The sequence below is a fragment of the Haladaptatus sp. AB643 genome, from assembly GCF_024136975.1.
Classification (GTDB): domain Archaea; phylum Halobacteriota; class Halobacteria; order Halobacteriales; family Haladaptataceae; genus Haladaptatus.
In genome coordinates, this window is sequence record NZ_JAMYJW010000010.1 from 56,041 (window position 1) to 78,997 (window position 22,957).

27 protein-coding genes, 1 tRNA gene and 1 other RNA gene are annotated in these 22,957 nt (G+C 58.7%); 16 read left to right on the forward strand and 13 right to left on the reverse strand.

All coding sequences use genetic code 11. The annotated features are described in order from the left end of the window. The 4 genes from NKF25_RS17840 (at position 1) to NKF25_RS17850 (ending at position 2,733) form a co-directional block, all read left to right on the forward strand. Positions 1–1,020 carry a GNAT family N-acetyltransferase gene (locus NKF25_RS17840; RefSeq protein WP_253228005.1) on the forward strand — a complete coding sequence of 340 codons (1,020 nt, stop codon included), beginning with the start codon at positions 1–3 and terminating at the stop codon, positions 1,018–1,020. Continuing rightward, complete coding sequence (locus NKF25_RS17845) at positions 1,017–2,054, forward strand: hypothetical protein (RefSeq protein WP_253228006.1); 1,038 nt, start codon at positions 1,017–1,019, stop codon at positions 2,052–2,054. Before NKF25_RS17840 ends, NKF25_RS17845 begins: the two co-directional genes overlap by 4 nt. Before the next feature lie 118 nt (positions 2,055–2,172). Continuing rightward, positions 2,173–2,307, forward strand: coding sequence for a hypothetical protein (locus NKF25_RS24275; protein ID WP_256490560.1), 135 nt, complete (start codon positions 2,173–2,175; stop codon positions 2,305–2,307). A 126-nt stretch (positions 2,308–2,433) separates the two neighbouring features. Next, the gene (locus NKF25_RS17850) at positions 2,434–2,733 is read left to right on the forward strand and encodes a hypothetical protein (protein ID WP_253228007.1); all 300 of its coding nucleotides are present in this window, start codon (positions 2,434–2,436) and stop codon (positions 2,731–2,733) included. Between the two features lie 36 nt (positions 2,734–2,769). Here NKF25_RS17850 and NKF25_RS17855 read toward each other — a convergent pair whose 3' ends face one another. After that, complete coding sequence (locus NKF25_RS17855; protein WP_253228008.1) at positions 2,770–3,186, reverse strand: ester cyclase; 417 nt, start codon at positions 3,184–3,186, stop codon at positions 2,770–2,772. Positions 3,187–3,376: 190 nt separating this feature from the next. On the opposite strand from NKF25_RS17855, the gene NKF25_RS17860 reads away from it, so the two are divergent. Next, positions 3,377–4,081, forward strand: a complete 705-nt coding sequence (locus tag NKF25_RS17860; RefSeq protein ID WP_253228009.1) for a lamin tail domain-containing protein — start codon at positions 3,377–3,379, stop codon at positions 4,079–4,081. A gap of 90 nt (positions 4,082–4,171) precedes the next feature. Further along, positions 4,172–4,765 carry a peroxidase-related enzyme gene (locus NKF25_RS17865; protein WP_253228010.1) on the forward strand — a complete coding sequence of 198 codons (594 nt, stop codon included), beginning with the start codon at positions 4,172–4,174 and terminating at the stop codon, positions 4,763–4,765. Positions 4,766–4,944: 179 nt separating this feature from the next. Here NKF25_RS17865 and NKF25_RS17870 read toward each other — a convergent pair whose 3' ends face one another. Continuing rightward, positions 4,945–5,352 carry an FxLYD domain-containing protein gene (locus tag NKF25_RS17870; RefSeq protein WP_253228011.1) on the reverse strand — a complete coding sequence of 136 codons (408 nt, stop codon included), beginning with the start codon at positions 5,350–5,352 and terminating at the stop codon, positions 4,945–4,947. Between the two features lie 833 nt (positions 5,353–6,185). Then, the gene (locus NKF25_RS17875) at positions 6,186–7,151 is read right to left on the reverse strand and encodes an ROK family protein (protein WP_253228012.1); all 966 of its coding nucleotides are present in this window, start codon (positions 7,149–7,151) and stop codon (positions 6,186–6,188) included. A 364-nt stretch (positions 7,152–7,515) separates the two neighbouring features. Between NKF25_RS17875 and NKF25_RS17880 the strand changes: the two genes are divergently transcribed. Beyond that, on the forward strand, positions 7,516–7,890 hold the full coding sequence (locus NKF25_RS17880; protein WP_253228013.1) for a helix-turn-helix domain-containing protein: 375 nt from the start codon (positions 7,516–7,518) through the stop codon (positions 7,888–7,890). A 126-nt stretch (positions 7,891–8,016) separates the two neighbouring features. After that, a complete protein-coding gene (locus NKF25_RS17885) occupies positions 8,017–8,655 on the forward strand; it encodes a helix-turn-helix domain-containing protein (RefSeq protein WP_253228014.1) in 639 nt (212 codons plus the stop codon). Positions 8,656–8,793: 138 nt separating this feature from the next. Here the strand turns inward: NKF25_RS17885 and NKF25_RS17890 are convergent, their stop codons facing one another. Continuing rightward, on the reverse strand, positions 8,794–9,429 hold the full coding sequence (locus tag NKF25_RS17890; protein WP_253228015.1) for a helix-turn-helix domain-containing protein: 636 nt from the start codon (positions 9,427–9,429) through the stop codon (positions 8,794–8,796). 278 nt (positions 9,430–9,707) lie between these two features. Here NKF25_RS17890 and NKF25_RS17895 point away from each other — a divergent pair, with 278 nt between their 5' ends. Both NKF25_RS17895 and NKF25_RS17900 read left to right on the forward strand, forming a co-directional pair. Beyond that, positions 9,708–10,355: a helix-turn-helix domain-containing protein gene (locus NKF25_RS17895; RefSeq protein ID WP_253228016.1), complete on the forward strand. Its 648-nt coding sequence runs from the start codon at positions 9,708–9,710 to the stop codon at positions 10,353–10,355. A gap of 93 nt (positions 10,356–10,448) precedes the next feature. Further along, complete coding sequence (locus NKF25_RS17900) at positions 10,449–10,742, forward strand: HalOD1 output domain-containing protein (RefSeq protein ID WP_253228017.1); 294 nt, start codon at positions 10,449–10,451, stop codon at positions 10,740–10,742. A gap of 233 nt (positions 10,743–10,975) precedes the next feature. Here the strand turns inward: NKF25_RS17900 and NKF25_RS17905 are convergent. Continuing rightward, positions 10,976–11,050 (reverse strand) — tRNA-Arg (locus NKF25_RS17905). Between the two features lie 101 nt (positions 11,051–11,151). On the opposite strand from NKF25_RS17905, the gene NKF25_RS17910 reads away from it, so the two are divergent. From NKF25_RS17910 to NKF25_RS17920, 3 genes are all read left to right on the forward strand, one after another. Then, a complete protein-coding gene (locus NKF25_RS17910) occupies positions 11,152–12,033 on the forward strand; it encodes a geranylgeranylglycerol-phosphate geranylgeranyltransferase (protein WP_253228018.1) in 882 nt (293 codons plus the stop codon). 157 nt (positions 12,034–12,190) lie between these two features. Then, complete coding sequence (locus NKF25_RS17915; protein ID WP_253228019.1) at positions 12,191–12,826, forward strand: recombinase RecA; 636 nt, start codon at positions 12,191–12,193, stop codon at positions 12,824–12,826. A 41-nt stretch (positions 12,827–12,867) separates the two neighbouring features. After that, entirely contained in the window at positions 12,868–13,278 is a 411-nt protein-coding gene (locus tag NKF25_RS17920) for a CoA-binding protein (RefSeq protein WP_253228020.1), read from the forward strand. Between the two features lie 43 nt (positions 13,279–13,321). Here the strand turns inward: NKF25_RS17920 and NKF25_RS17925 are convergent, their stop codons facing one another. From NKF25_RS17925 to NKF25_RS17940, 4 genes are all read right to left on the reverse strand, one after another. Then, positions 13,322–15,379 (reverse strand): alkaline phosphatase PhoX, encoded by a 2,058-nt coding sequence (locus NKF25_RS17925; RefSeq protein WP_253228021.1) that lies wholly within the window; start codon positions 15,377–15,379, stop codon positions 13,322–13,324. A 285-nt stretch (positions 15,380–15,664) separates the two neighbouring features. Beyond that, positions 15,665–16,081, reverse strand: coding sequence for a hypothetical protein (locus tag NKF25_RS17930; RefSeq protein WP_253228022.1), 417 nt, complete (start codon positions 16,079–16,081; stop codon positions 15,665–15,667). A 132-nt stretch (positions 16,082–16,213) separates the two neighbouring features. After that, complete coding sequence (locus tag NKF25_RS17935) at positions 16,214–17,194, reverse strand: PLP-dependent cysteine synthase family protein (protein ID WP_253228023.1); 981 nt, start codon at positions 17,192–17,194, stop codon at positions 16,214–16,216. A 54-nt stretch (positions 17,195–17,248) separates the two neighbouring features. Continuing rightward, positions 17,249–17,557: a DUF5798 family protein gene (locus tag NKF25_RS17940; protein WP_253228024.1), complete on the reverse strand. Its 309-nt coding sequence runs from the start codon at positions 17,555–17,557 to the stop codon at positions 17,249–17,251. Between the two features lie 325 nt (positions 17,558–17,882). Here NKF25_RS17940 and NKF25_RS17945 point away from each other — a divergent pair, with 325 nt between their 5' ends. Both NKF25_RS17945 and ffs read left to right on the forward strand, forming a co-directional pair. Next, a complete protein-coding gene (locus tag NKF25_RS17945; RefSeq protein ID WP_253228025.1) occupies positions 17,883–18,215 on the forward strand; it encodes a DUF5658 family protein in 333 nt (110 codons plus the stop codon). Positions 18,216–18,299: 84 nt separating this feature from the next. Next, positions 18,300–18,611, forward strand: an RNA gene (gene ffs, locus NKF25_RS17950) — signal recognition particle sRNA. A gap of 37 nt (positions 18,612–18,648) precedes the next feature. Here ffs and NKF25_RS17955 read toward each other — a convergent pair. The 3 genes from NKF25_RS17955 to NKF25_RS17965 form a co-directional block, all read right to left on the reverse strand. After that, complete coding sequence (locus tag NKF25_RS17955) at positions 18,649–19,539, reverse strand: succinylglutamate desuccinylase/aspartoacylase family protein (protein ID WP_253228026.1); 891 nt, start codon at positions 19,537–19,539, stop codon at positions 18,649–18,651. A 72-nt stretch (positions 19,540–19,611) separates the two neighbouring features. Next, positions 19,612–20,493 carry a mechanosensitive ion channel family protein gene (locus tag NKF25_RS17960; protein WP_253228027.1) on the reverse strand — a complete coding sequence of 294 codons (882 nt, stop codon included), beginning with the start codon at positions 20,491–20,493 and terminating at the stop codon, positions 19,612–19,614. Continuing rightward, a complete protein-coding gene (locus tag NKF25_RS17965) occupies positions 20,493–20,738 on the reverse strand; it encodes a YhbY family RNA-binding protein (RefSeq protein ID WP_253228028.1) in 246 nt (81 codons plus the stop codon). The genes NKF25_RS17960 and NKF25_RS17965 overlap by 1 nt, the downstream gene beginning before the upstream one ends. 154 nt (positions 20,739–20,892) lie before the next feature. Here NKF25_RS17965 and NKF25_RS17970 point away from each other — a divergent pair, with 154 nt between their 5' ends. Next, positions 20,893–22,056 (forward strand): NAD(P)/FAD-dependent oxidoreductase, encoded by a 1,164-nt coding sequence (locus NKF25_RS17970; protein ID WP_253228029.1) that lies wholly within the window; start codon positions 20,893–20,895, stop codon positions 22,054–22,056. A 26-nt stretch (positions 22,057–22,082) separates the two neighbouring features. On the opposite strand, the gene NKF25_RS17975 is transcribed toward NKF25_RS17970, so the two are convergent. After that, entirely contained in the window at positions 22,083–22,814 is a 732-nt protein-coding gene (locus tag NKF25_RS17975; protein ID WP_253228030.1) for a fumarylacetoacetate hydrolase family protein, read from the reverse strand. Positions 22,815–22,957: the final 143 nt, after the last annotated feature.

Genomic DNA, 22,957 nt, shown 5'->3' on the forward strand with positions numbered 1-22,957 from the left:
ATGACGATAGAAATTCAGGAAGCGGACGATAGCACGCTCGAACGATGGAACAACCTCGTGGAACGCTCTGACGGGCCGACCCCGTTTCATCGCCGCGAGGCGCTCACGCACCTCGCGGAAACGTCGAACACCGAGGTTCGATTTCTCGTCGGATACAAAGGGCAGGAGCCGGTCGGACTGTTCCCGATTTTCGTGACGACGAAAGGACCGTTTCGGATGGTGTACTCGCCGCCGCCACACCTCGAAGTGTACTACCTCGGTCCGACGCTGCTCAACTTCGCGAAGCTGAAACAGCGGAAGGCCGAACGGCGACACCGGGAGTTCATCGACGGCGCGATCGAATGGATCGAGTCGGAAATCGACCCGGCGTACGTGGACGTCCGAACCGTGGACGAGTACACCGACCTCCGACCGTTCTCGTGGAACGGTTTCGACGTGTCCCCCTCCTACACCTACATCCTCGATCTGACGGGCGAGGACCTACTCATGCAGTTCAGTCGGGATGCCCGGAGCAACGTCCGGAACCGCGACGACGGCTGTACGATTCGGGAGGCTGGCGTGGCGGGAATCGAAGCGGTCATCACCCAGATTCAGGACCGTCACGCGGCACAGGGGAAGGAGTACCGGATCGACCCCGAGTTCGTCACCGAACTGTACGAGCGACTTCCCGATGGCTGTGTCAGGCCGTACGTCTGCGAACGCGACGGCGAGATCCTGGGCGGCATGGTCACGCTCGAAACTGACGACACCATCTATCGGTGGCAGGGTGGCGCGAAATCCGACGTCGAGTTCCCCATCAACGACCTGCTTGACTGGCACATCATTCAGGAGGCACAGGAGCGCGGCCTGACCCGATACGACCTCGTGGGAGCCAACCTGCCCCGCCTCTGCCGGTACAAATCGAAGTTCGGGCCGGAACCCGTCGCCTATCACACCGTCCAGCGAAAATCGACCCGGATGCAGGCCGTGACCGGCGTGTACCGGCGGCTTCCCTCCGCGCTCAAGGTGGTCTCGGAATGAGCCGAACTCGACGGACGTCCCTGAACCGCCGGACCTTCCTCCGCACGGCCGCGGGAATCGCCGTCGGAGTCGGCGTCGGAGGCGTCGCAACCGCCAGCGCCGACGGCGCTGGCGACAACCTCATTCAGACGGGACACGTCACGGATTCGAAGTACGTCCTTCAACAGGGCGATACCTGCATTCCCCTCGCCGTCATCACCTCCGATTTGCCCGTCGAGAAGTTCTATAACTACCGTTCGTCGGACACCGACCCGAAGGGTTGGTACAGTTCCTACGGCCCGGCGAGCGCGCTCGAACGGGCCGAAACCAGCGAACTTTACCTCTACCGGGGGCCGAAGGGGACGAGCCTCGTCTTCATGCACGGCAAGCGCGGGAGCGACGGCGGCGGATCGGTGACGTTCCACATCTCCGGCCTTCCGGACGACGGCGAATGGGCGGTGGCCGACGATCAGTACAATGCGTCGACCAACTACGATACGTTCCAGAAGACGGACGACGAGTGGGACGTCGATTGGACGTGGGCGAGCGATGCGAAACACGGCGGCGGTGCCGACGGTGGTGCGTTCCGCGGGCTGACCCCCGACGATAGCGTGACGATACACCCCGCGTTCAACGAGGAGGCACGGTTGTACGGACAGCACTTGGAGCGGGACTACGCCGGAAAGGTCGAGAACTGGAGGGCACTTTCGACCGATTCGGAGGGGAGTCAGTGGGCGTCGCTGAACATGACGAAACCGGTCGTCATCCACGCCGGACAATGCGGCGGGTCCGGGGGAGGGAGCGGGACGGGAACGACGACGAAGTCCACGACAACCACGTCCACCGACACCTCGACCGGTACGACCACGACGACCACGGCGGCGGAAACCACCGAGAAATCGGCCGGGAACGACACGGCCACGCAAACCGTCGCCAGCGGGCCGGGAACGCAGACCAGTTCGCCCGTCGGACAGGACGGATTGGGCGTGATGACGGCCCTCTCCGGCATCCTCGGGACGGGTCTCTACCTGTTCCGTAGTCGAAACGAGGAGTGAACGGCGAGTCGGGTCCTCCGGTAACGTCCGATCGACTGTCGGTAAGTTCTGTTTTCGGAATACCGTTCGATACCCGATCTCCTGAAAGTTTATGCTATCCGAACGCAACCGATCCGCCATGCCTTCCAGACAACAGGTCCTCGCCGCTTCGGGGGTCGCGTTCACGACCGGAAGTCTCGGGAGTTGCCTGTCCAAGGTCGGGCTTGCGAAGACGGGCGAACTCCAACTCAAGGCCATCTCCCTCGAATGGTAGTACGGCAATCAAACCTACATAGACCAGCCACTCTGGATCGGATTTGACCACGGCGACGGAAGGATTTTCGGCAGAAACGACCCGGCGTTCGTCGGGGGGAGCGTTCGCTCCCCCGACGATATCGTCGTGAGTGAAGACCGCCACCACAAGTTGTCCGCTCGATTCACCGTCAAGTATCTCCTCGGCGTCTGTGGGAAGAATTTCGACAGCAGCGAAGAGGGCACTGGCTGTCTGAACACGTGGACATCCCGAACGGATTTCAACCGCGTACAGTTGGACGATAGGGCAGAAGTCCGGGTTACGGGCGAGCGGTTCGACGTTATCGACGTCTACGAAAACGCCTACACGATTCGGTCCACGGATGTCCATACGTTCGACTTCGCGAAATTCCACGAGGACGACGGGATATCGACTGACGGGTTGTGAAATATTTCTCGGCGAGGTCGGTCAATTACCGGACGGTCACACCGCGTCGAGTTGCTCCATGAGCGAGAGCATGTCGCTCTGCGTCCACGTTTCGATGAGACGCCCGTCCTCGAACCGGTCAATCTCGATGGCGCGGAGCGTCACCGCCGTTCCCGTCGGTTCGATGCCGACCATCGCTCCGTCCTGTGTGCCGACCATCGTCCAGCGAACGGCGACTTTGTCCTCGACCGCGAACGAATCCTCGATGGTGAACGACATGTCCGGGAAGATCTCGCGGGTCGAATCCGCAAGCGCCGTGTACAACTCCGGACCACGCAGTTCCTCCGCGAGATCGCGGTCGTGAATGACGTACTCGGGATGGACGAGTTCCGTTGCGATGTCGGGGTTCTCCCCGTTCCATACTCCCTCGTAAAGGCGGTGAACGCGATCTTCGTGTTCGTTGGCGCTCGTCATGTTCGTCCGATCAATCGTCGTCCCGATGCGTTACGTTTCCGGCGACCGGGATCGTGCCCGAGATCCGCCGCCGAACGTGGATATCGGTCGGATATTCAACTAATAACCGAACTGTTACAATAAGTCAATAGATATGACTGTATAGTTTAGCTGCATTTTTAGTTGGTTGAACGTATTCGCCAGATTGTACATGACTACAACACGACGCAACGTACTGGGCGCAGTCGCAACGCTCGCCGCCGTCGGCGCCGGTGCAACGCAGGTTATCGGAAAGAACGGACTCCCCATCGAACTCACGCAAGTCGCGTCCGAGGAGGAGTTCGTCGTGTTCGAGAACACGTCCATGGACGATGTGGACGTCTCCGGCTACGTCGTTGCGTTCGAGTACGGCAACCCGGACACTGACCAGCGAAGGACGCTGCCGGACGACACGGTCATCGGCAACGGCCAGTCGTTCATCGTCGCGACCGGTGCGAAACGGGTCCCGGAAGCGGACGTGAAGTTCGATTACGAGGGGGAGGTCCTCAACAACGACGACGAGGACGTCGTCGCCCTGCTCACGCCGGACGAATCGACCGTCATCGCCAAGGGAACCACCAGTTCCGTTTCCGACACGACAACCACTGACGGAAGCGAGTCCGGTGGGGGAGACGGTAGCGACGAGACGACCACCACCGAAACCGAGGATGGTTCGGACGATTCGGTCGACGGAACGACCGACGACAGCGGGTCGACCGATACTGAATCCGAGAACGGCGGGGCGTCGAGCGACGAGACGACTACCGACCAATCGTCGAATAACGACACGACCGAGGACGAATCCGACGACAGCGGCACCTCGAACGGGACCACGACTGAAAAGTCGGGCGACGACGATTCCGACCGGGATTGCTGAATCGCCGGAACAGCCTCATCGTCTCGTGCAGTGATTTTTACTTTCGCTTCGGACAACCGTGTTAAGATGACGCACGGAGAACCGAGTATCATGCCAGAGCCAACGCTCGATGACGAGGCACAGAGACGATTTCCGGTTCCCGAGTACGACGAAATCCCCGACGACCTCCGGGAACGTATCGACGAGGAGACCGAACGCGCGGGGTTCACGCCGAACGTGTTCGCGGCGCTCGCGTACAAGCCCTCGCACTTCCGTGCGTTCATGGCCTTCCACGACGCGCTCGTGGACGACACGTCGCTCGGCCGTGAGGAAGTCGAGATGATCGTCGTCGCCGTCTCGGGCGTCAACCACTGTTACTACTGCAACGTGGCCCACGGTGCGCTCGTACGCATCTACGCGAAACAGCCGACGCTTGCGGACCAGTTGGTGGCGAACTACCGACAGGCGGACGTGAGCGAGAAACGGATGGCCATGCTCGACGTGGCCGTGAAACTCACCGAACGTCCGACGGAGGTGTCCGAGGCGGACCTGCAACGACTGCGCGACGTCGGCTACAGCGACGAGGAAGTCTGGGACATCGGGAGCGTGACGAGCTTTTTCAACCTCTCGAACCGAATGGCGCTGTTCGCCGACTGGCGACCGAACGACGAGTTCCACACCATGGGCAGGGAGCGACGCGAGTAAGTACCAGTATCGTCCCGACCTCGTGGAGGGTAATCGATACTACGTTTGCCTGCCATCGGCGGACCGATCATCGCGACGTGCACATCCGATCGAACGTTCACTTCCCCCTTCCCAGCAAACGTCAAGAGGCTACGAAAGCCGCCATACAACCATTTTTAGACCCACTCGTCGTGCCCCATTTATTTTCTATATACTTCTGTTGCGAGTTGGTAGTCGGCGACGCGTTTCGGATGTGCGTTCAGATAATCGATTTGGAACCCACCAGTCTCGTTCGGTGCAAGGGTTAACGAATCGATGCCATCCGAGGAAAGAACCCCTCCACGGCCGTCGTAGAACGTCGCCGTGACAAACACCTCGGCAGTGAAGTTGCCAGTCCATTTCAGTTCGCCCGTCACTGCGTAGTCTTTCTTACCGTAGAAGGAATCAACCGCATGCCATGAATCCCCGAAAATTGCGGTATTCGGCTGCGTGTTGTGCTTCCGTCCTCGTATCTTGTTTTTCCGTCTGTTCCGTTTGTGACCGTGTTTGCACGCGACGGCGGTTCCGATAGCGGAGATACCCACCGTACTTGCGCCCACCCCTTTCATGAATTGTCTTCGTTGCATTCTCATCCTTTTCCTGGATTAATCGTCCACTTGAAACCGAAATGGACGGCACTGAAACCGCGATTCAACGTATCTATCTTTGGCTGCGATGTGGCGACGAGTTGCCGAATGGGACGATATCTATCGATAATTGCCCTGGTGGACGAACCGCCCCAGATTTCGTGTCAACTCAGAAGTGGTGGACACACCACTTCCCCGTCTCCATCACTAACGCATGTACGGTAGTCTACATAATATAAATTTGTAATTCTTAGCGAGTTTCTGGATTTGAAATACAATAGTTGGGTGGAGTAAAGTATACTGTCGGATAGGGGATGGGATATTCAACGTGACGGAGAACGAGAACCTCGAACCGACCGGACATACGAAAACGGTACTGCTACGAACGGGGGTGGAATCGAACCACCGGGGCCACGAAGTGGCCGCCATCGACATTGCGTCGATGGTGCTCCTACCAACAAGCAACCCGTTCCCGGCTCGAATCACGACGAGAGCGGATGATGTGGTCGTACCGGCAAAGCGGGGACGACCACGCGAACGGCAGTATGACGTCGGCACGACGTGTGATTGATTGGCTGTGCTCAAGCGTTGGGCGGGAGAGCATCAGGGAAGCACCGTTCCAACGCTCGCAGTTCATCCAATGGCCGTATCGAGTATTGTTATGTGCTCCCTTCTTGGAGAATAACTGATATGAGCACACCGCAACGATGCAATCCGTGTTTATACCTCCCGTTCAGCGGAGAATCAGCTACTTGTTCAGTAAAACCGATCGAGAGCAACGAGAGAAGGGTTCACGAGCGGCAGATTTCGTGGTCTCAGTCGCCGACCTGCTCCGCCACGGGTGCGCTCTCGTTCGCACCGAAGAACGTCGCCGCCCCGCCGTACAGTTCGATGTCCGCGCCCAAACTCGTGAGTTGGACGACCGGCGGGTCGGCGAGAACGTACTCGTCCAAGTGGCGGTGGATTCCCTCCAGAATCCGGTCGGAGTTTTTGAGCGCGACCGACCCGCCGAGCGTGATGATCCCGGGGTTGAACGTGTTCGCGATCGCACCGATACCGGCGGCGTTGTACCGCGCCACGCGATCGAGAACGTCCCCTGCGAACTCGTCACCGTCGTCGGCCGCCGCGAACACGTCGGGGGCGGAAACCTCTTCTATCGAGCGAAGTACCGAAGGTCGATCGTCCGTCGCCAGGAGGTGACGAGCGAACTGCGGAATTCCGCGACCCGAGCAGTAGGCCTCCCACGCGCCCCGAACGCCGGTGCTCGACAAGTCGCCATCCGCGACGATGGGAACGAGCCCGACTTCCGCAGCGTAGCCTTCCTCCCCCCGAACTGGCGTGCCGTCGATGACGACACCCGCACCGATCCCCGTTCCGAACGTGACGTGGACGACGGTATCGGATCGGAACCCCGACCCGAAGGTGTCCTCCCCGATAGCGGCCGCCGTGCAGTCGTTTTCGACGGCCGTCGGAAGACCGAAGGCGTCCGTCATCGCGGCGGCGACCGGAATGTCGTGAATCGTCTCGCCGTCCGCCGTATCGAACTCGTCGATGACGCCCCGCTCGGCGTCGACGAGTCCGGTCGTCGAAACGGAGACGTGCCGGATCGTTCCGGGCGATTGCGTGCGGAGACGGTCGACGATATCGACGAGTTGCGCCGTCAATCTCATCGGGTCCGTCGGTTCGGTCTCGACCGTTACGGGACCTTCACGCGTGGCGGGTCCGTACCGAATCCGCGTGCTCCCGATATCGATGACTGCGACGGAGGATGTAACGCTCACGGCACGGGCTTCGCTAGGTATTCATATTATTATGCCCCCCATAACTGTCTTTTTGAATACCTGACTGGAAACATACCATGGATTCGTACAATTCGACCACTTACAATAGATGTGAACTCGCCCATCACACACCGGGCGGCCGGTACTTCGGACGGTTACTGCTCTCGATTGTCGGATTCAAATCCTTCAGGTCTTCCCTTCTACTGTCGAATCGGTGTCAAACGAACGAGCGAGGCGCTTCGATCACGAGGGTGTGGGCTCGTTATGGAGTGAGTTTCGAAAACGGAACTCTCAGCCACTACGAGTCAATATATCCTTTAAATGTCAACCTAGTACCTTTGGAGACACGGTGTGATGAACGAGTATGGAAAAACCCGTGCAACGGACTAACGGAGTCTTCGATGTGCTCTCTCATCCGTCTCGTCGAGCAATTCTCCAGGTATTGTTGGCTTCAGAGCCGCCGCTGACGATCACAAACCTCGCTAAAAAGATCCAAACGAACAGTTCTCCCAAGCAGACGACTGCCACCGAGCAACTAAACGACCTGCAAATAAAATTGCATCACGTCCATCTTCCTCAAATGGCCGACGCGGGTTTTCTCACCTACGACCGCGAACAAAACCGAATCCCGACGTGGGATCTGGAGTTCACATTCTCCGAAGCAAATAGAGAGCTGATTCAATCGCTTCTTCGAGACTCAGCGCCGATTTTACAGAGCACTCTTCATACCGACGAATAAGTCTGTGAAATCATACATTGCAGAGCAGCCGGTTTATAAGTAAACCCTTCGGCAGTAAAGGCAGCTTGATAAATGAAGGACATGGTTATGCCTTATTCGTACGATGTTTTCAATAGAGCCTAGATCATGTCGACGATTGCTGACATCACGCTGCCCGGTAACTCTTTCCCCCTCGGCCAATTATTGGCAGACAACCCAAAAGTCCACATCGAAATCGAACGACTCGTCCCACTCGGCAACCGTATTCTTCCCTTTTTCTGGGTGAACGATGGGTCACCAGAGATCCGATCGACGCTCGAAAATCAACCCATCGTCGAATCGGTCGAACACCTCAGTACCGTTGATAGCCGGGAACTCTACCAAGTAACTTGGTCGGATGTCGTTAACGGGGTTATCGACGCCCTGATCGACACCAATGCTGCGATTCTCGAAGGCCAAGGACTCGGAGGGAAGTGGGAACTCCGACTTCGTTTTCCGGATCACGACCACCTGCAGGAGTTCTCCAGAATCTGCGAGGAGAACGATATTCAAGTGACCCTCAACAGTATCTACAATCCACACGTTCCCAACGTCGAGGAACAACTCACGCAGACACAACGGCAGACGCTCGCGATGGCCTACGAACTCGGATACTTTACCGTTCCCCGCGAGAGTACGCTCACTGAACTCGCCGACCACTTCGATATCAGCGAGCAGGCAGTCTCACAACGAATTCGACGAGCGATCAACGTCGTTATTGGATACCTCATGTTTGACGGGTCTTAGCTCGTTTTTAGGGGTACAGGGTCCGACGATTCCAAGCGAACTGTTTGAGCACCGAACGTCCCGTGTAACACGTGTCGAAAGCCGTTGAGAGATCATCATCCGCTTGAGATTCTACAGCAGCCGAAAATGCAAGTCTCATCAGTCAACCATGGTATCGTAGATGAGCGAGCTAAGTCCCCGACGCAATCGTTGCGAATAGGCACTATCACTGATCCCGAACTCCGATGAAAGCTTCGCCAGCGAAGTCGCGCGGGGTACTTCGAAATAGCCGCGTTCATACGCCGTAATGATCGCTTCGTGCTGTTCCGAGGACATCGGGGTACCTTTCTCTGGGTAGTGAGGGTTGTAGAGACGCCGCAGCATTACCGGGATACCGCGTTCCTCACAGCGCTCGCGAAAGTCAGACAGTGCCTCGTGGCTCGGGAACTGCAACCGGAAGTCCCACCCCTCGCCGATGCTTTCTCCTTCGAGCATCCGGGCTTGTGTCTCGATCATGATTTGGATGATACCATCGACTTCCGAACTCCAGTGGACTTCGAACAATTCGCGTTTGCCATCGGTCGTGAGATACTGGACCTCTTCAGTGAGTGGTGATTGTTCGAGTGTATGAATTATCTCGTCTTGATTGCCGTCAGACACCCAGAAAAGTGGGATAATCGCATCACGCAGTGGAATGAGTTGTTCCAGTTCAATGTGGATGCTGGGAAGCTCTTCGAGTAACCGGCCAAGTTCGAACGAATTCGCGGGAACTGTGATATCGACGATTGGAATCATTTAGCGTCACCAATGGTTGAGTCGGGTGATCGGCTGGGCTGACTGCTTGTGCTATCGCGGGCGTCATCGTCTCCCGTTAGACCCCACGTTCTTGCTCCGTATAGATATATCCTTCATATCTAAACCATGCCGTGGAGGATAAGTGACAGACACGCTACAAAAATTCCCCAATTTGTATAATAGTATCAATACTGTTCTGTGGCAATAATTTGCACACTTCGGTGTCGAAGGCAGGGCATATAACTACATGGCCTCATCCTTTAGATACGAAGTCCCTCATGGCAACTGTTGTCGATCTCACGCTACCGGGTGAATCTTTTCCATTAGGTCGCCTACTCACAGAGCACCCTGACATGCAAATCGAGCTGGAACGGTTAGTGCCGCTCGATAATCGGATTCTCCCCTTCTTTTGGGTAACCGACGGATCGGCGGAGCACATCGAATCAGTGCTCGAAGCCCAGCACATCGTCGAGTCGGTCGAACTACTCACGACTGTGGAGGACCGCTATCTGTATCAAGTCACCTGGACGAGTGAAGTCAACGGCGTCATCGATGCGCTACTGGCCACCCACGGTGTTATTCTGGAAGGCCAGAGTGTTGGTGAGCAGTGGGAGTTCCGGTTGCGATTTCCGAGTCACGAACAGTTGCGGGAGTTCAACCAGCACTGTGTCGAAGCGGGAATCACGGTCGATGTGAAGAGTGTCTACAATCCTCACGTCCCGTCCATCCAGGACCAACTGACGTCGACTCAATGGGAAACACTGGTCTTGGCGTACGAATTAGGCTATTTCGCCGTCCCGCGTGAATGCACTCTGACCGAACTCGCGGATTATTTCGACGTAAGCGAACAGGCCGTCTCCCAACGATTACGCCGGGCCACGAATACGGTTATCGAAAACATCGCATTCTCCTCTACTCCCAAGTGAGAGTACGGCCGGATATCAGAAGGGAGGGTCCAGTTGCCTTTGCTGTCGAAGGATAGAATTATTTTAGACCTGCTCGTAGTTCGGTTGTCACCAATGTCATCTGACGAGCGACCAGACGACGAAGGGAGAGCAGACCTTTCAGAGCCTTTTCGAACTCGAATGGAGGGAGATGATGTTGTCAAAGATATTGTCAATTCAGTTGCCACTACAAAGAACACCAACCCTGACGAACTCCCACCGCTCTACAATTCGTTGGATCCTGACGCACTCACTGCGCTTTGGCACTCCAGATCCCGACCCGAGGAGACCGATTCACTGGCGATATCGTTCGTCTATTCTGGATGCCAGGTGGTCTTATCGAACGACACGATAACGGTCAAGAAGTAACCGGTAACGGTTTGGTTGATATCGTTGAAGCGGACAGGCAAACTCGATTGATAAATAAACCACCTTCGTCCGTCGGATGCAAACCGCCCGTGAACCGAATGGGCGCTGCAGGATTGTGAACCAAAGTCAGACGTTTCGGGCATGCGGCGCTTCGCGCCGGTCCGGGCTACGACTGACAGGATTCGAATCCTTTGGCCCAGTTTCGACTCCTCACTTCGTTCCTCGCAGAATGATGGGCGCTGCAGGATTTGAACCCGCGGCAACTTGGTCCGAAGCCAAGCACTCTGTCCAGACTGAGCTAAGCGCCCGTGTTCAATCGTACTGCCCCCTACTTTTTAAACGTCGTGGTTTCGTCTCGTGGAAATCACATTCCGACCATTTATACCGCGTCGCCCGAGTACGTCGCCGTATGAGTACAGACGGACGTGCGAAGGGACTGTTCGAACTCACACGTCCGGGCAACACGTTCGCCGCGGGAATGCTCACGTTCATCGGGGCGTTCGTGGCGGGCGGCGTGTTCACCGATTCACAGCCGGTGCAGGTAGTCGCGGCCGTGGTAGCGACGTGGTTGGCGACCGGCGCGGGCAACGCCATCAACGACTACTTCGACCGGGATATCGACCGCATCAACGCGCCGGACCGACCGATTCCACGGGGGGCGGTGTCCCCGAAAGGAACGCTGCTCTTCAGCATCGTCCTGTTCGTCGGGGCCGTCGCCGCGGCGCTCTTGCTCCCGGTGTTCGCCATCGCCATCGCGGCGTTGAACCTCGTCGCGCTCGTCGCGTACACGAAACTGTTCAAGGGGTTGCCGGGCGTCGGAAACGCGGTCGTCGCCTATCTCGGTGGCAGTACTTTTCTCTTCGGGAGCGCCGCAGTCGCGGCCGACGCCGGGAGCACCGCGATTCCGGTGGACGGGATCCGGACCGCGGCCATCCTCTTCCTGCTCGCCGCGCTCTCGACGTTCACGCGCGAAATCATCAAAGACGTGGAGGACATGGACGGCGACCGTGAAGAGGGGTTGAACACGCTTCCGCTGGCCATCGGCGCGCGACCCGCGACGATCTTCGGAACGATATTGCTCGTCGTCGCCGTGCTCGCCAGTCCACTTCCGTACCTGTGGGGGGTGTTCGGGCTTCCGTATCTCGCCGTCGTCCTCCCGGCCGATGCGGTCATGCTCTATGCGGCCGCCGAAAGTTTCGGAGATCCGACAGCCGGGCAAAATCACTTGAAGTACGGGATGTTTCTCGCTGCAGTGGCGTTCGTCGTCGGTCGAATTGCCGTTCTCTTTTGAGCGTTCCTACCGTTTCAGATAGCAATCAAAAAGAATATAAGTAGAACCCAATATATTAATTCCAGATGAAACCGGGGGAGAAAACCGGCACCCGTTTGCCTCCTCCGTCGTTCGCTGTCAGTCCAGTGGGTGTGACCCTGTACACTGAGGAACCATCATGTACAATTTAGGAGAGACGTTCTCGGGAATGGAGGTCAACCCGGGGACGAACCTACTCGTTGCTGGTCCACCGATGACCGGAAAGCGGCGTCTCACGTTCGATGTACTTGCACATGGAGATGACAGTGGCACGATCATCGTGACGACGAAGAACACCGGCAAGCAGGTGCTATCGGAGTACGAATCGCGTCGCACCGATGGTGACGCTCCGATCGGTATCGTAGACTGCGTTTCGAAGCAGCAAGGAATGAATCCGGGGCGCGTAGATGGCATCGAGTTCGCATCCTCTCCCGTGGACATGACGGGCATCGGAATCAAACTCTCGGAGCTCCTCCAGCGATTTTACGATTCGGGTGTCCGGTCGAACCGAATCGCGTTCGATTCGCTTTCGACGCTGCTGATGTACTCGAATCTACAGACTGTCTTTCGGTTTTTGCACGTCTTTACCGGCCGCGTACAGAGTGCGGAAGCGCTCGGACTGTTCGTCATCGACTCGTCGGCACACGACGCGAAGACGATGAGCACACTTCGGCAACTGTTCGACGGCGAGATCGAGATCCGTGAAGCGGACGACAACGAATCGGAAGTCCGAATAAAAGGCATCGGTCCGACGACCGACTGGCAGCGACTATAGAAGAGCGAATCCTTTTGCGCGCCCGTCACGTCGGTTCCCCCATGCCTATCGAACGAGATGACGAACTTCGAGACGTCCTCGAACTCGACACCGTTGCGGTCGTCGGTTGTTCCTCGACGCCCGGCAAGGACGCCCACGAGATACCGAAATACCTCCGGAATCACGGTTACGACGTGATTCCCGTCAACCCGTTCGCGGACGAGATTTTCGGCCGTGAAGCGGCCGACTCGCTCGCCGACGTGGACGAGGAGATAGACATCGTGGACGTGTTCCGACCGAGCGAAGAGGTACCGGACATCGTCGATGCAGTCCTCGAACGGGACGACGTGGACACCGTGTGGTTGCAACTCGGAATCCGTGACGACGAAGCGGCAAAACGGGCGGAGGACGCCGGAAAACGGGTCGTCCAGGACCGTTGTATGAAGGTCGAACACGGTCGGCTGAGGGCATAAAACGGGGGAACTCCCTCGCCCTGCTCTTCGGAACTCCCTCGCCTTACTCCGCTGGTTCGTAGACGTACAGACAGTCGTTGCTGTACGACCGGCCGAACTTATCCGCGTCCTCACAGCAGAGCACGCGACCGTCGTCCATCACGTTGACGTTGTCCACGTTGATGAGGGCGTCGTCGGCGATGTTCGCCGGGTCGCTGGCGTCCGGGCCGACGATGACGGGTTCGAGCGTCGAGACGTTGTAGTCGTCTTCGAGTTCGGCACGGTAGACGACGCCGCCGTCGACGCGGTCCAGTCGGATGTCGCCCAGCGTGTCCGCGAGGGCGTCGTTGAGCGCGGAGATGGCGAAGTAGACGTAGTCGCCGGGTTTCGCGCCGTCCTTGCTGTCGACACCTTCGGCTTTGTTGAACTCGATGGTCGCGCCGATCTCCTTGGCGGCGGCGCGGGTTTCGAGGAACGGAACCTTTCGAAGGTCGTCGTCCACACCGTCCGGCCCGTCGCTCTCGTACTGTTTCGCCCACTCGACGATTTCCTCGTTCGTGATGTAGTTCCGGTTGCCGTCCTCGACGACCGCTTTGTCCGCCTCTTCGAGCGCCGTGTCGAGGTCATCCTCCCAGTCGGTGTCGGCGTGGGTTTCGAGGTAATCGACCTGCGTGACGTCGTCGTACTCGGCGATCCACTTCTCGACTTCGTAGTTGGCGGCGTGACCCAGTTCCAGCCATTCGAATTCGAGGTTCACGTCGGCTGGTGGGTTCTTCTTCGCGGCGTCCGCGTTGGTCACTTTCGGCGCGTACAGCGTGCCTGCGACGTTCATCGGGTCGCAGTAGCCGTCGATTTCCTCGTCGGCGACGAACTTGTAAATCCCCTTGCTGTCGCCGTCCGAACAGCCGTACACCGTCCGTTTGTCGCTCTGGATGTCCGGACATTCCCACGAGGCGCGGCCCATCACGTAGTATTTGATCGGCTGTGGCGTTTCGTCCGCCGGATCGCGATAATCCACGAAGTAGCCGTAGCGGTACGGGTTCGGGTAGACGTCCCCGATGGGAGTCATCGTGTTCTTCCCGTCGGAGGATTCGTCCACCGCGAGCGAGGTCTGATCGACGCGCTCCGCGCCGAGATAGTACGCGAGGAATTCGAGTCCGGTCAACGCCCAGTATCCTTGGACGCCCCACGATTCGTCGCCGTAGTAGTCGTCGATGGCTTCCTGAATCCCGTTCGGGTTCGGTCGGTTCCAGAATTGGCAGCCACCGATGAGGTTTGTTCCGGTGCCCTTCTCCACGATGTCACCCACCGTGGCGGTCAGGGAAACACGGGGCTGTGCGTAGTTTTCCTCCGCGGATATCATCGTGTTCCATGGGGAGGTGTCCCCGTAACAGTTGATTCGCGTTCCACCCAATTCGCGCAACTGCTCGGTGTTCGCGAGGTTGATGGCGTTTTCGAGGTCTGCGTCCCATTCCCCGTTCTCGCCCCGGCTGAGCGGAATACGGGAGACGTTTCCGGGGCTGTTCTCCCAGTTCGTGAACAGGTAACCCTCAGTTCCGTCCTCGTTCGTCGGGATGAACTGGTTGCAGTCCGGGTTCGATGCGGTATCTCCGTACTGCGTCCCGGCGAATTTCTCCTGGGTGATGTCCCATCCGTCGGGGGTCTGTGAGACGCCGAGGCGTTCGCTTCCACCGTTGATCCGGTCCTCTTCCTGTGCGATGAAGGTGAACTCCCCGTCCGCACCGCGAATAGTTCCTTGTTCTTCGTTCGTCTGCGGCGTGGATAGCTCGGAAAAGTCGTCGTTGGTTCCGTCCATCGAGAACTGGAACCCCTTGAAGTATCCCATCCCGGACCTGTTGTACGGTGCGGGGTTGTCGCGGCTCGGGTGCTGGAGGCTGAACATCGGCGTTCCGTCGTCGAACACGAACGGCCCGGTCACTTCCGCGCCGAACGCGGTCGAGGAGAAGCGCTTGAGGCTCCCCTTCACGTAGGGTGCTTTCGGCGTGTCGTCGTCCTCGGGCGGTTCGGTGCTCTCGATCGCTATCGCTTGTGGTGAAACGCTCGCTCCCAAGGCGGCAGCGGCGGACGTGGCCATCAGTTTGCGTCGGGTGAACTCGACCATGCAAGCGGTGGTTTTCAATAGGAGATACATGTAAATTTATAATAGGTGTATGTGAGATATGGCATTCTCACGACCGAACTGGGCGTTATGTACGGATTACGCTTACCTATCGGATAACTGTCTGTTTCCTGCTCGAAACACGATTTTTCGACCGTCGGGGAGTTCCTCGAACGGTTGGCACGGGAACCCGTACCGATTACCGTCTATTGAGTTCGATATGATATCAAATCAGAGAAGAGTTGCGTGTAAATAGCGAAGCGTCGCGGAATCGGAAGTTCGGTGCGCTCACTCCATTCCCATCCCTTCCGCACCCGTACGGATCTCCTCCGCGCGCTTTCGAACCGTTTCGATGTAGCGCTCGATTTCCGGAGGCCGCTTGCCGTAAAACGACGCGACCCAGTTCAGGTCGGTGTATGGCTGTGTGAGAAAGTACGCGGCCAACGTATCGCGTCCGGCCTGAATTATCTCCGGCGGAACGCCGCGGTCACCCGTTCCCTCCTCCTGGAAGCCGTTCACGTCGAAGTACACGTCGGCGTACAGTTCCGCCAAGTCCGGATCGTCGAAGTGGACTCCTCGATGGTCGGGCGCTTCGAACCGATACTGCGTCCCGTTCCCGTCCGTCCCGTCCACCGTGACGATGCGAACGCCCAATAGGTACTCCCTGTGCACTTGCGGAATCCCGCTCTCGTTGGTCTGCGACATGGCTGTATTGTCCCGCGAGAACCGATATCCGTCGGTTGCTCGCTGTCGGATGCGAGAACAAACGGGGATTAGTAGCTTCGTAATTTCACTATATACCGGTACGGAGAGCAGGATATCGAAACCGCGTTCCGGTTATCCGTCCCACTCCGTGAACGACCGATAGATTCCCTTGGAGAGGTAGCGCTCGCTGGAATCGGGGAAGATGGTGACGACGGTGTCGGCGGGCGCGTCGATTTTCCCGTCCCTGATCTTTTCGGCGACCTGCTGTGCCGCGACGCTCGCCGCACCGGCCGAGGAACCGACGAGGTGCCCTTCCTCTCGTCCGAGTCGTTTCAACTCGTCGTGTGCGGCTTTGTCGGGCACTTGGATGACTTCGTCCACGAGGTCGGGGTCGAACAGTTCGTTCGTCGAGGTGTCGTGCGTTCCGATCCCCTCGATTTTGTACTCCTCCTCCGGGACGTCGGCTCCCTTGGTGGTGGAGTACAGCGACCCTTCGGGTTCGACGGCGGCGACGTAGGTGTCGGGGTTCTGGTCGAGGGCGTACTTCGCCATCCCCATCAGCGTCCCCGCGGTTCCACACCCGGCGACGACAGCACCGATATTACCGTCCAGCGCCTCGTACAGTTCCGGTCCCGTCGTCTCGTAGTGTGCTTCGACGTTCAGCGGGTTACCGAACTGCTGTGGGACCACCGCGTTCGGTGTCTCCTCAGCGAGTTGATACGCGCGTTCGATAGCACCGCCCATGCCGTCCGACGTCGGCGTGTTGATGACTTCCGCACCGAGTGCGGCCATGAGCTGTTGTTTCTCCTTGCTGAACCGTTCGGGGACGACGAACACGGCGTTCACGTCGAGTTGCCCCGCCGCGACGGCGAACCCGATTCCGGTGTTCCCGGCGGTCGGTTCGATGACCGTTCCGCCCGGTTCGAGTTCGCCGCGTTCGAGCATCCGCTCGATCATGTACTTCCCGATGCGGTCCTTGACGCTCGCGCCAGGGTTGAACGATTCCAACTTCGCGTATACGGGTACTTCGTCCGGAGCGGCGTGAACGCGGACGAGCGGCGTCCGCCCGACCGTGTCGAGCACCGAATCGAGTGGCTCCCGATGTGTGGTCATGCGGCAAAAAATGACGGGAGGGCTGTTAGTCGTTATTATGTCCACCCGCGAGCCTTACGTGCTCGCTTCGACCGTCTCGTCCGTCCCGTCATTCGATTCGTCGTTCGATCCGTCGCCCGATTCGGACGACTCGACGTCGGTCAGCACTTCGTCCACGTCGATACCCTCCTCGCGGGCCAACGCTTCGATGAGCGCACGCTGGTGTGCGTTTTCGGTTTCGAGCTTTTCGACGCGCTCGTTCGTCGTCTCCAACGTATCGCGCATATCCTGTATCTGCTCGCGCAGTTCGTTGAGTTTGGTGTACAGTTTCTCCGCCGTTTCGGCGACCGTCTGAAGCTTCTTGGCTGTGCTTCCTAGACCCATACACCGCCGTTCGTTCCGAGGTAATGTGGGTTTTCCGACTCAAGCAAGGAAGTGCAGCCAACCCAAACAGGGAGCGTATTCGACCATATTCGAGTGGTACTGGGCGTTATACCTCGGTATGGTGTCGAGACGGAGATTTTCGTATCGGGAAACGCGAAGCGTCTGGATCGCTCGACGGCTATCGCCGACGGTTTCGTTCGTCCTCCCAAAAGGAAGGCTTGGAACCTCCAACTCAACCTGTAGTGGTCGCTTTGTCGTCGACAGCGGCGCGTTACCGACTGACAGTCAGCCTATAACAAAGTGACGTGAGGGTGGAAGTGTTTCCGTGTTGCCGAACGCCATCGCTCGATCGTGGTCACACGTTTCCGCTCCGCTGCTAGCCGCTGTGCTGGGAGTGATGCTCGGCGACGTGGTGACGACCGGCGTCGGCCTTCAACTCGGTTTGAACGAGGGGAATCCGTTCGTCGCACACCTGTTGGGGGAGATGGGTCTCCTCGGATTGTTACTTCTCAAGGGAGCGACGGTCGTCCTCCTGATCGTCCTTTCGGGATGGACGCGCCGTTCCCGTCGGACGTTCCGACTCGGGAGTTTCGTCTATCTCGTCGTCGGGTTGTTGGTCGTCTGTTCGAACCTCGTGGCCATCGTCACGGTCGGGTAAGTTTCGGCACGAAACGGGAAACGGGAACCGCGGATCACGAAACACGAAACCCGAAAGGCCCTTAAGGCGGTGTGGTTTACTGTGAAGTGGACTAGGTTGGGCAGTTAGGCCCTGCTCTTCGCCCGCGCTATGGTCTTGAGCGGGAACCGAACTCCGGACACGTCCGGTCAGACCGAGCCGGGCCCCGGAAGCCAACGCAGAAGCCTCGTCCTGCGGGGCCAGCGGTCTGCGGCGAACACTCGCAGGAGTGTCTCGGCGCAGTTAGTCGGTGGCAATCCGTCAGGCACGGAAGTGAGCAGCGGACCATCGAACAGCTGTCGCTCGTAGGATCGCGGGGTGGAGGAGGCAACAGGGATTCCCCGGTTCGGAACGCCGGGCAACTCCGGCCGTCCACATTCATATCGCATTCTTCCCGAAGAGCTGAGAAGCCGTCCTACTCGTTCATCCGCGACGCCCGGATTCCCCACGTATCGAGCATACTGTCCACGAACACCTTCGTCCAGCGGGCGCGCTTTTTCGGTTTTACGTCGTCCTGCGTGACTTCGAAGAGACACGAGGGAGCATCGCGGTCGGCCCGCATCTTGTTGACGAGCATCGGTGTGCGGGCGTATTTCGTCTCGGTCAGTGGCGTGGAGACGAAATCGTACACCTCGGAGTAGCCGGTGACGTACTCGTCGTTCAGCCGTTTGACGGCGTTGCCGACGCTGTTGACGATTTTCGGGTGCTTCGACCGGAGTACGTTCTGTCCCACGCCGTCGTCACCCTCCCGTTCGAAGATCCCCTTCGAACTGTGGAGGTCGATGAACACGTCGGGGTCGTAGTCGCCGATGGCCGCCCAAATTTCCCGTGCGAGCGCATTTTTCGGTGGGTCATCGATGGGGAACTGCCGGTTCAAATCCATCTGGCCCGGCCACTCCCGTCGCTCGTGTCGTACCCCCCGGATGTTCGCCTTGGGGAGGACGATGAGCGTCCCGGCGTCGATGTCCCACGTTCGGATGTCCTCCGCGGCCCAGTAACCGCTCTCCTCGTTGCCGTGCATTCCGCCTTCGACGTACGCGGTCGGACCGGACGTGCCCGAATTGATCTCGTAGATGATCGTTTCCTGTTTCGTTCCCTTCCGAATCAGGGACGTCGTCACGGTCCGTCCCCCCGCCGTCGAGGACGTCGCCGTGCTCGCCTCGGTCGTTTCGGTCGTTCCCGCGTCCGACGTCGTCCTTCCCGCGACCTCGTTCTTCGAATCGCCAGCACAGCCAGCGAGAACGAGGGTACCGCCGACGGATACGGACCCGACGGTCGAGAGAAAGGCTCGTCTCCTATCGTTCATACCGACAGATAAGCCCAGAGCTACTTCAACACTATTTCATGACCGTTGAAATTTATAAAAAGTGAATCGGTCTCAGTCTTCCGATAGAACGGCCAACTCCGAGGGGTTCGAGATCTCGATTCCGCCCGCGAGGTTGCGGTACGGGTACGGGATGTCGATTCCCTCCGCGTCGAAGCGTTCCTTGACCGCGGTGACATACTCCCCGCGGGTTTTCACGAAGTCACTGCGCTTCGGGTCCGAAATCCAGAAGCGGGATTTGAGACCGACCGAGGAGTCCCCGAGTTCGGTAAGCCGAACGGAGGGCTCCGGGTCGTCCAGAATCTCGTCGTGTTTTTGAGCTTCTTCGAGGATGATCTCGGTCGCTCGGTGGATGTCGTCGTCGTAGCCGATACCGAACAGGAACTGGACGCGAAGCTTGTCCTTGGCGACGGGGTTCTTGATGACACCGTCGGTCAGCACCGAGTTCGGCACGGTCAACAGTTCGTTGTCGAAGGTCCGGATGCGCGTCACGCGGAGGTCGATGTCCTCCACGATACCCGAGTAACTGTCACCGTCCCACTCGATCCAGTCGCCGATCTTGAACGGTTTGTCCGTGAAGATGAACACGCCAGCGACGAAGTTGGCGATGATGTCCTGTAGGGCGAAGCCGACTGCCAACGTCGCTGCGGCGGCGATGGTAGCGAGTGCGGTCAGGATGTTCCCGTAGTCTGCGAGGGCGAACGCGATGCCGACAGCAGCGAACAGCACCGCGAACTGGGTGACTTTGGTGAGCGGGATTTTGACGCTCTCGTCGTACCCCTGTCTGTCGAGCAGTCGTTTGACCACCGGAATGACGAAGATACGACCGAGCAGATAGAGGACGACGAACGAGACGACGAAGTAGATCGCCTGCGTCACCGCCATCGCATACCCCGCCTCCATCATATCTTTCAGGAACGGGAGGGGCTTTACCATCAGTGGAACACCGCCGTGTTCCCGCGTGTTTCGATGAGTTTGGCATTCACCTCGTCAGCCAGTTTCTCCGCGAGTTCGTCGGTCGAGGTCCCGCCGCGGGCCGCCCGAAGGAATTTCACCTTGACGAGTTTCTCGTTCTGCAGTTGTCCTTTCAACTCCTCGGTGACCGCATCGAGTCCGCTCTTGCCGACCCACACCGTCACGTCGAGGTCGTGTGCCTCCTTTCGCAACTCTTGATTGCTCATAAGTGCCGAATAGTTTGGCGCGACCGACTTTAAAGCTTGCAACCAACACGTCGGGTTTCGTCGCTGGACGATAAAATCAATCGAGGGAGACAATATCACACACTCGCTTGCGGGTTTCAACACCTTTGTATCGAATGAATCCAGATGTCCGGGTATGACTCAGAAGGTCGTCGTGCTCGGTGCTGGCTATGCTGGTGCTGGCGCGATACAGCAACTCGAAGAAGAACTCGACGACGCTGACATTACGTGGGTCTCGGAGAAGGACTATCACCTCGTCCTCCACGAGTCCCACCGTGTCATCCGTGACCCGCGGGCGATGGACAAGATCACGATCCCGATCCACGAGATAAAATCGCCGAGCACCCGATTCGTGCAGGACACCGTCACGGCCATCGACACCGACGACCGGACGGTCGAACTCGAAGAGGGCGCTGACCTCGACTACGACTATCTCGTCGTCGCGCTCGGGAGCAAGACCGCATTCTACGGCATCCCCGGGATGGCCGAGAACGCGCTCACGCTCAAGAACCTGGACGACGCGCTCGAAATCCACGAGCAGGTCAAGGAAGCCGCGAAGACGGCGTCCCGAAACGACCCCGCGAAGGTCGTCATCGGCGGGGCCGGACTGTCGGGCATCCAGAGCGCGGGCGAAATCGCCGAGTACCGCGACAAGCACCGTGCACCGATCGACATCTACCTCGTCGAAGCGATGGACGAGATCATGCCCGGTATGGACCCCGAACTGCAGGGGACGGTGAAGAAGTACGTCCTCGAAAAGGACATCAACATCCTGACCGGCGACCCGATCACGGAGGCCACCGAGGACGCGATCGAGTTCGACGAGGGCGAGGCGCTCGACTACGACGTGTTCGTCTGGACCGGCGGCGTGACCGGCCGCGACGCGATGGACGACACCGAACTCGACAACCAGCACAACCGCGTCACCGCGGAATCGGACTTCCAGACCAGTGACGAGCGCGTGTTCGCCCTCGGGGACTGCGCCATCATCGACCAGGGCGAGAACCCGGCACCGCCGACCGCACAGGCCGCGTGGCAGGCCGCGGAAGTCGTCGGCGAGAACGTCTCCCGCTCCATCTACGGACAACCGCTCAAGACGTGGACGTACGACGACAAGGGGACCGTCATCTCCATCGGTGACGAGGCCGTCGCACACGGCGTCAAGGTCGCCGGTTTCGACTTCCCCGTCAGCACGTTCAACTCCGTCGCTGCGGAGACGCTGAAGAAGACGATCGCGGCACGCTGGATCGCAGACGTCTCGTCGTTCAACCGCGCCGTCCAGGCGTGGAGCGTCCTCTAACTAGCTCGAAAAAACGTCTTCGTTTTCTACGGACTACGCACGTCGTGTGAGAGCGTTCCGATTCCCTCGATTTCGACCTCGACCGTGTCACCGTCTTCCAGCGGTCCAACGCCCGCGGGCGTGCCGGTGATGATGACGTCGCCCGGTTCGAGCGTGAGGTAGGTCGTGATTTCCGCGATGAGTTCCGGCACGGAGAAGATGAACTGGTCGCGCGAGGAATCCTGTTTCACCTCCCCGTTGACCCTGAGTTGGACGCCCGCGTCGTCCGGGACTTCGTCGGGTGTCGCCAGCACCGGGCCGAGCGGACAGGAGTTGTCGAACGCCTTGCCACGAACCCAGTTCTGTTCCAAATCCTGGTCGTCGCGGTTCGAGATGTCGTTGACGCACGTGAACCCTTCCACGACGTCCATCGCCTCCTCCTCGGCGACGTTTCGACACTGCTCGCCGATGACGACGCCGAGTTCGGCCTCGTGGTCGATGCGCCCCTTTCCGGGGAGCAGTGTTACCGTATCGCCGTGAGAGGCGACCGCGTTCGGCGGTTTGAGGAACAGGAGCGGGCGCGTGGGAACGTCCTTGTCCCGTTCGGCCGCGTGGTCCGCGTAGTTCAGGCCGACACAGACGATTTTCGTCGGTTCGCTCGGGGCGAGGATGTCGACGTCCTCCGGGTCGTAGCTGTCGTCCGCGAAGTGGAGTTTTCCGTCGCGCCATTCGCCAGTTCTGACTGACCCTGCCGGGTCTCGGAATCTGACTCGATGCATATCCGGGATGTCGAAGGGGGAACGCAAAATGGTTCGGTTGCCGGAAACGACTCGCGACGGACCTCGTTTCACGACCCGTGTTCGATCGCCAAGCGAAACGGTCGTGACGTTTGGACTCCGAGCGTCCCTCTCACTTTTTCCCA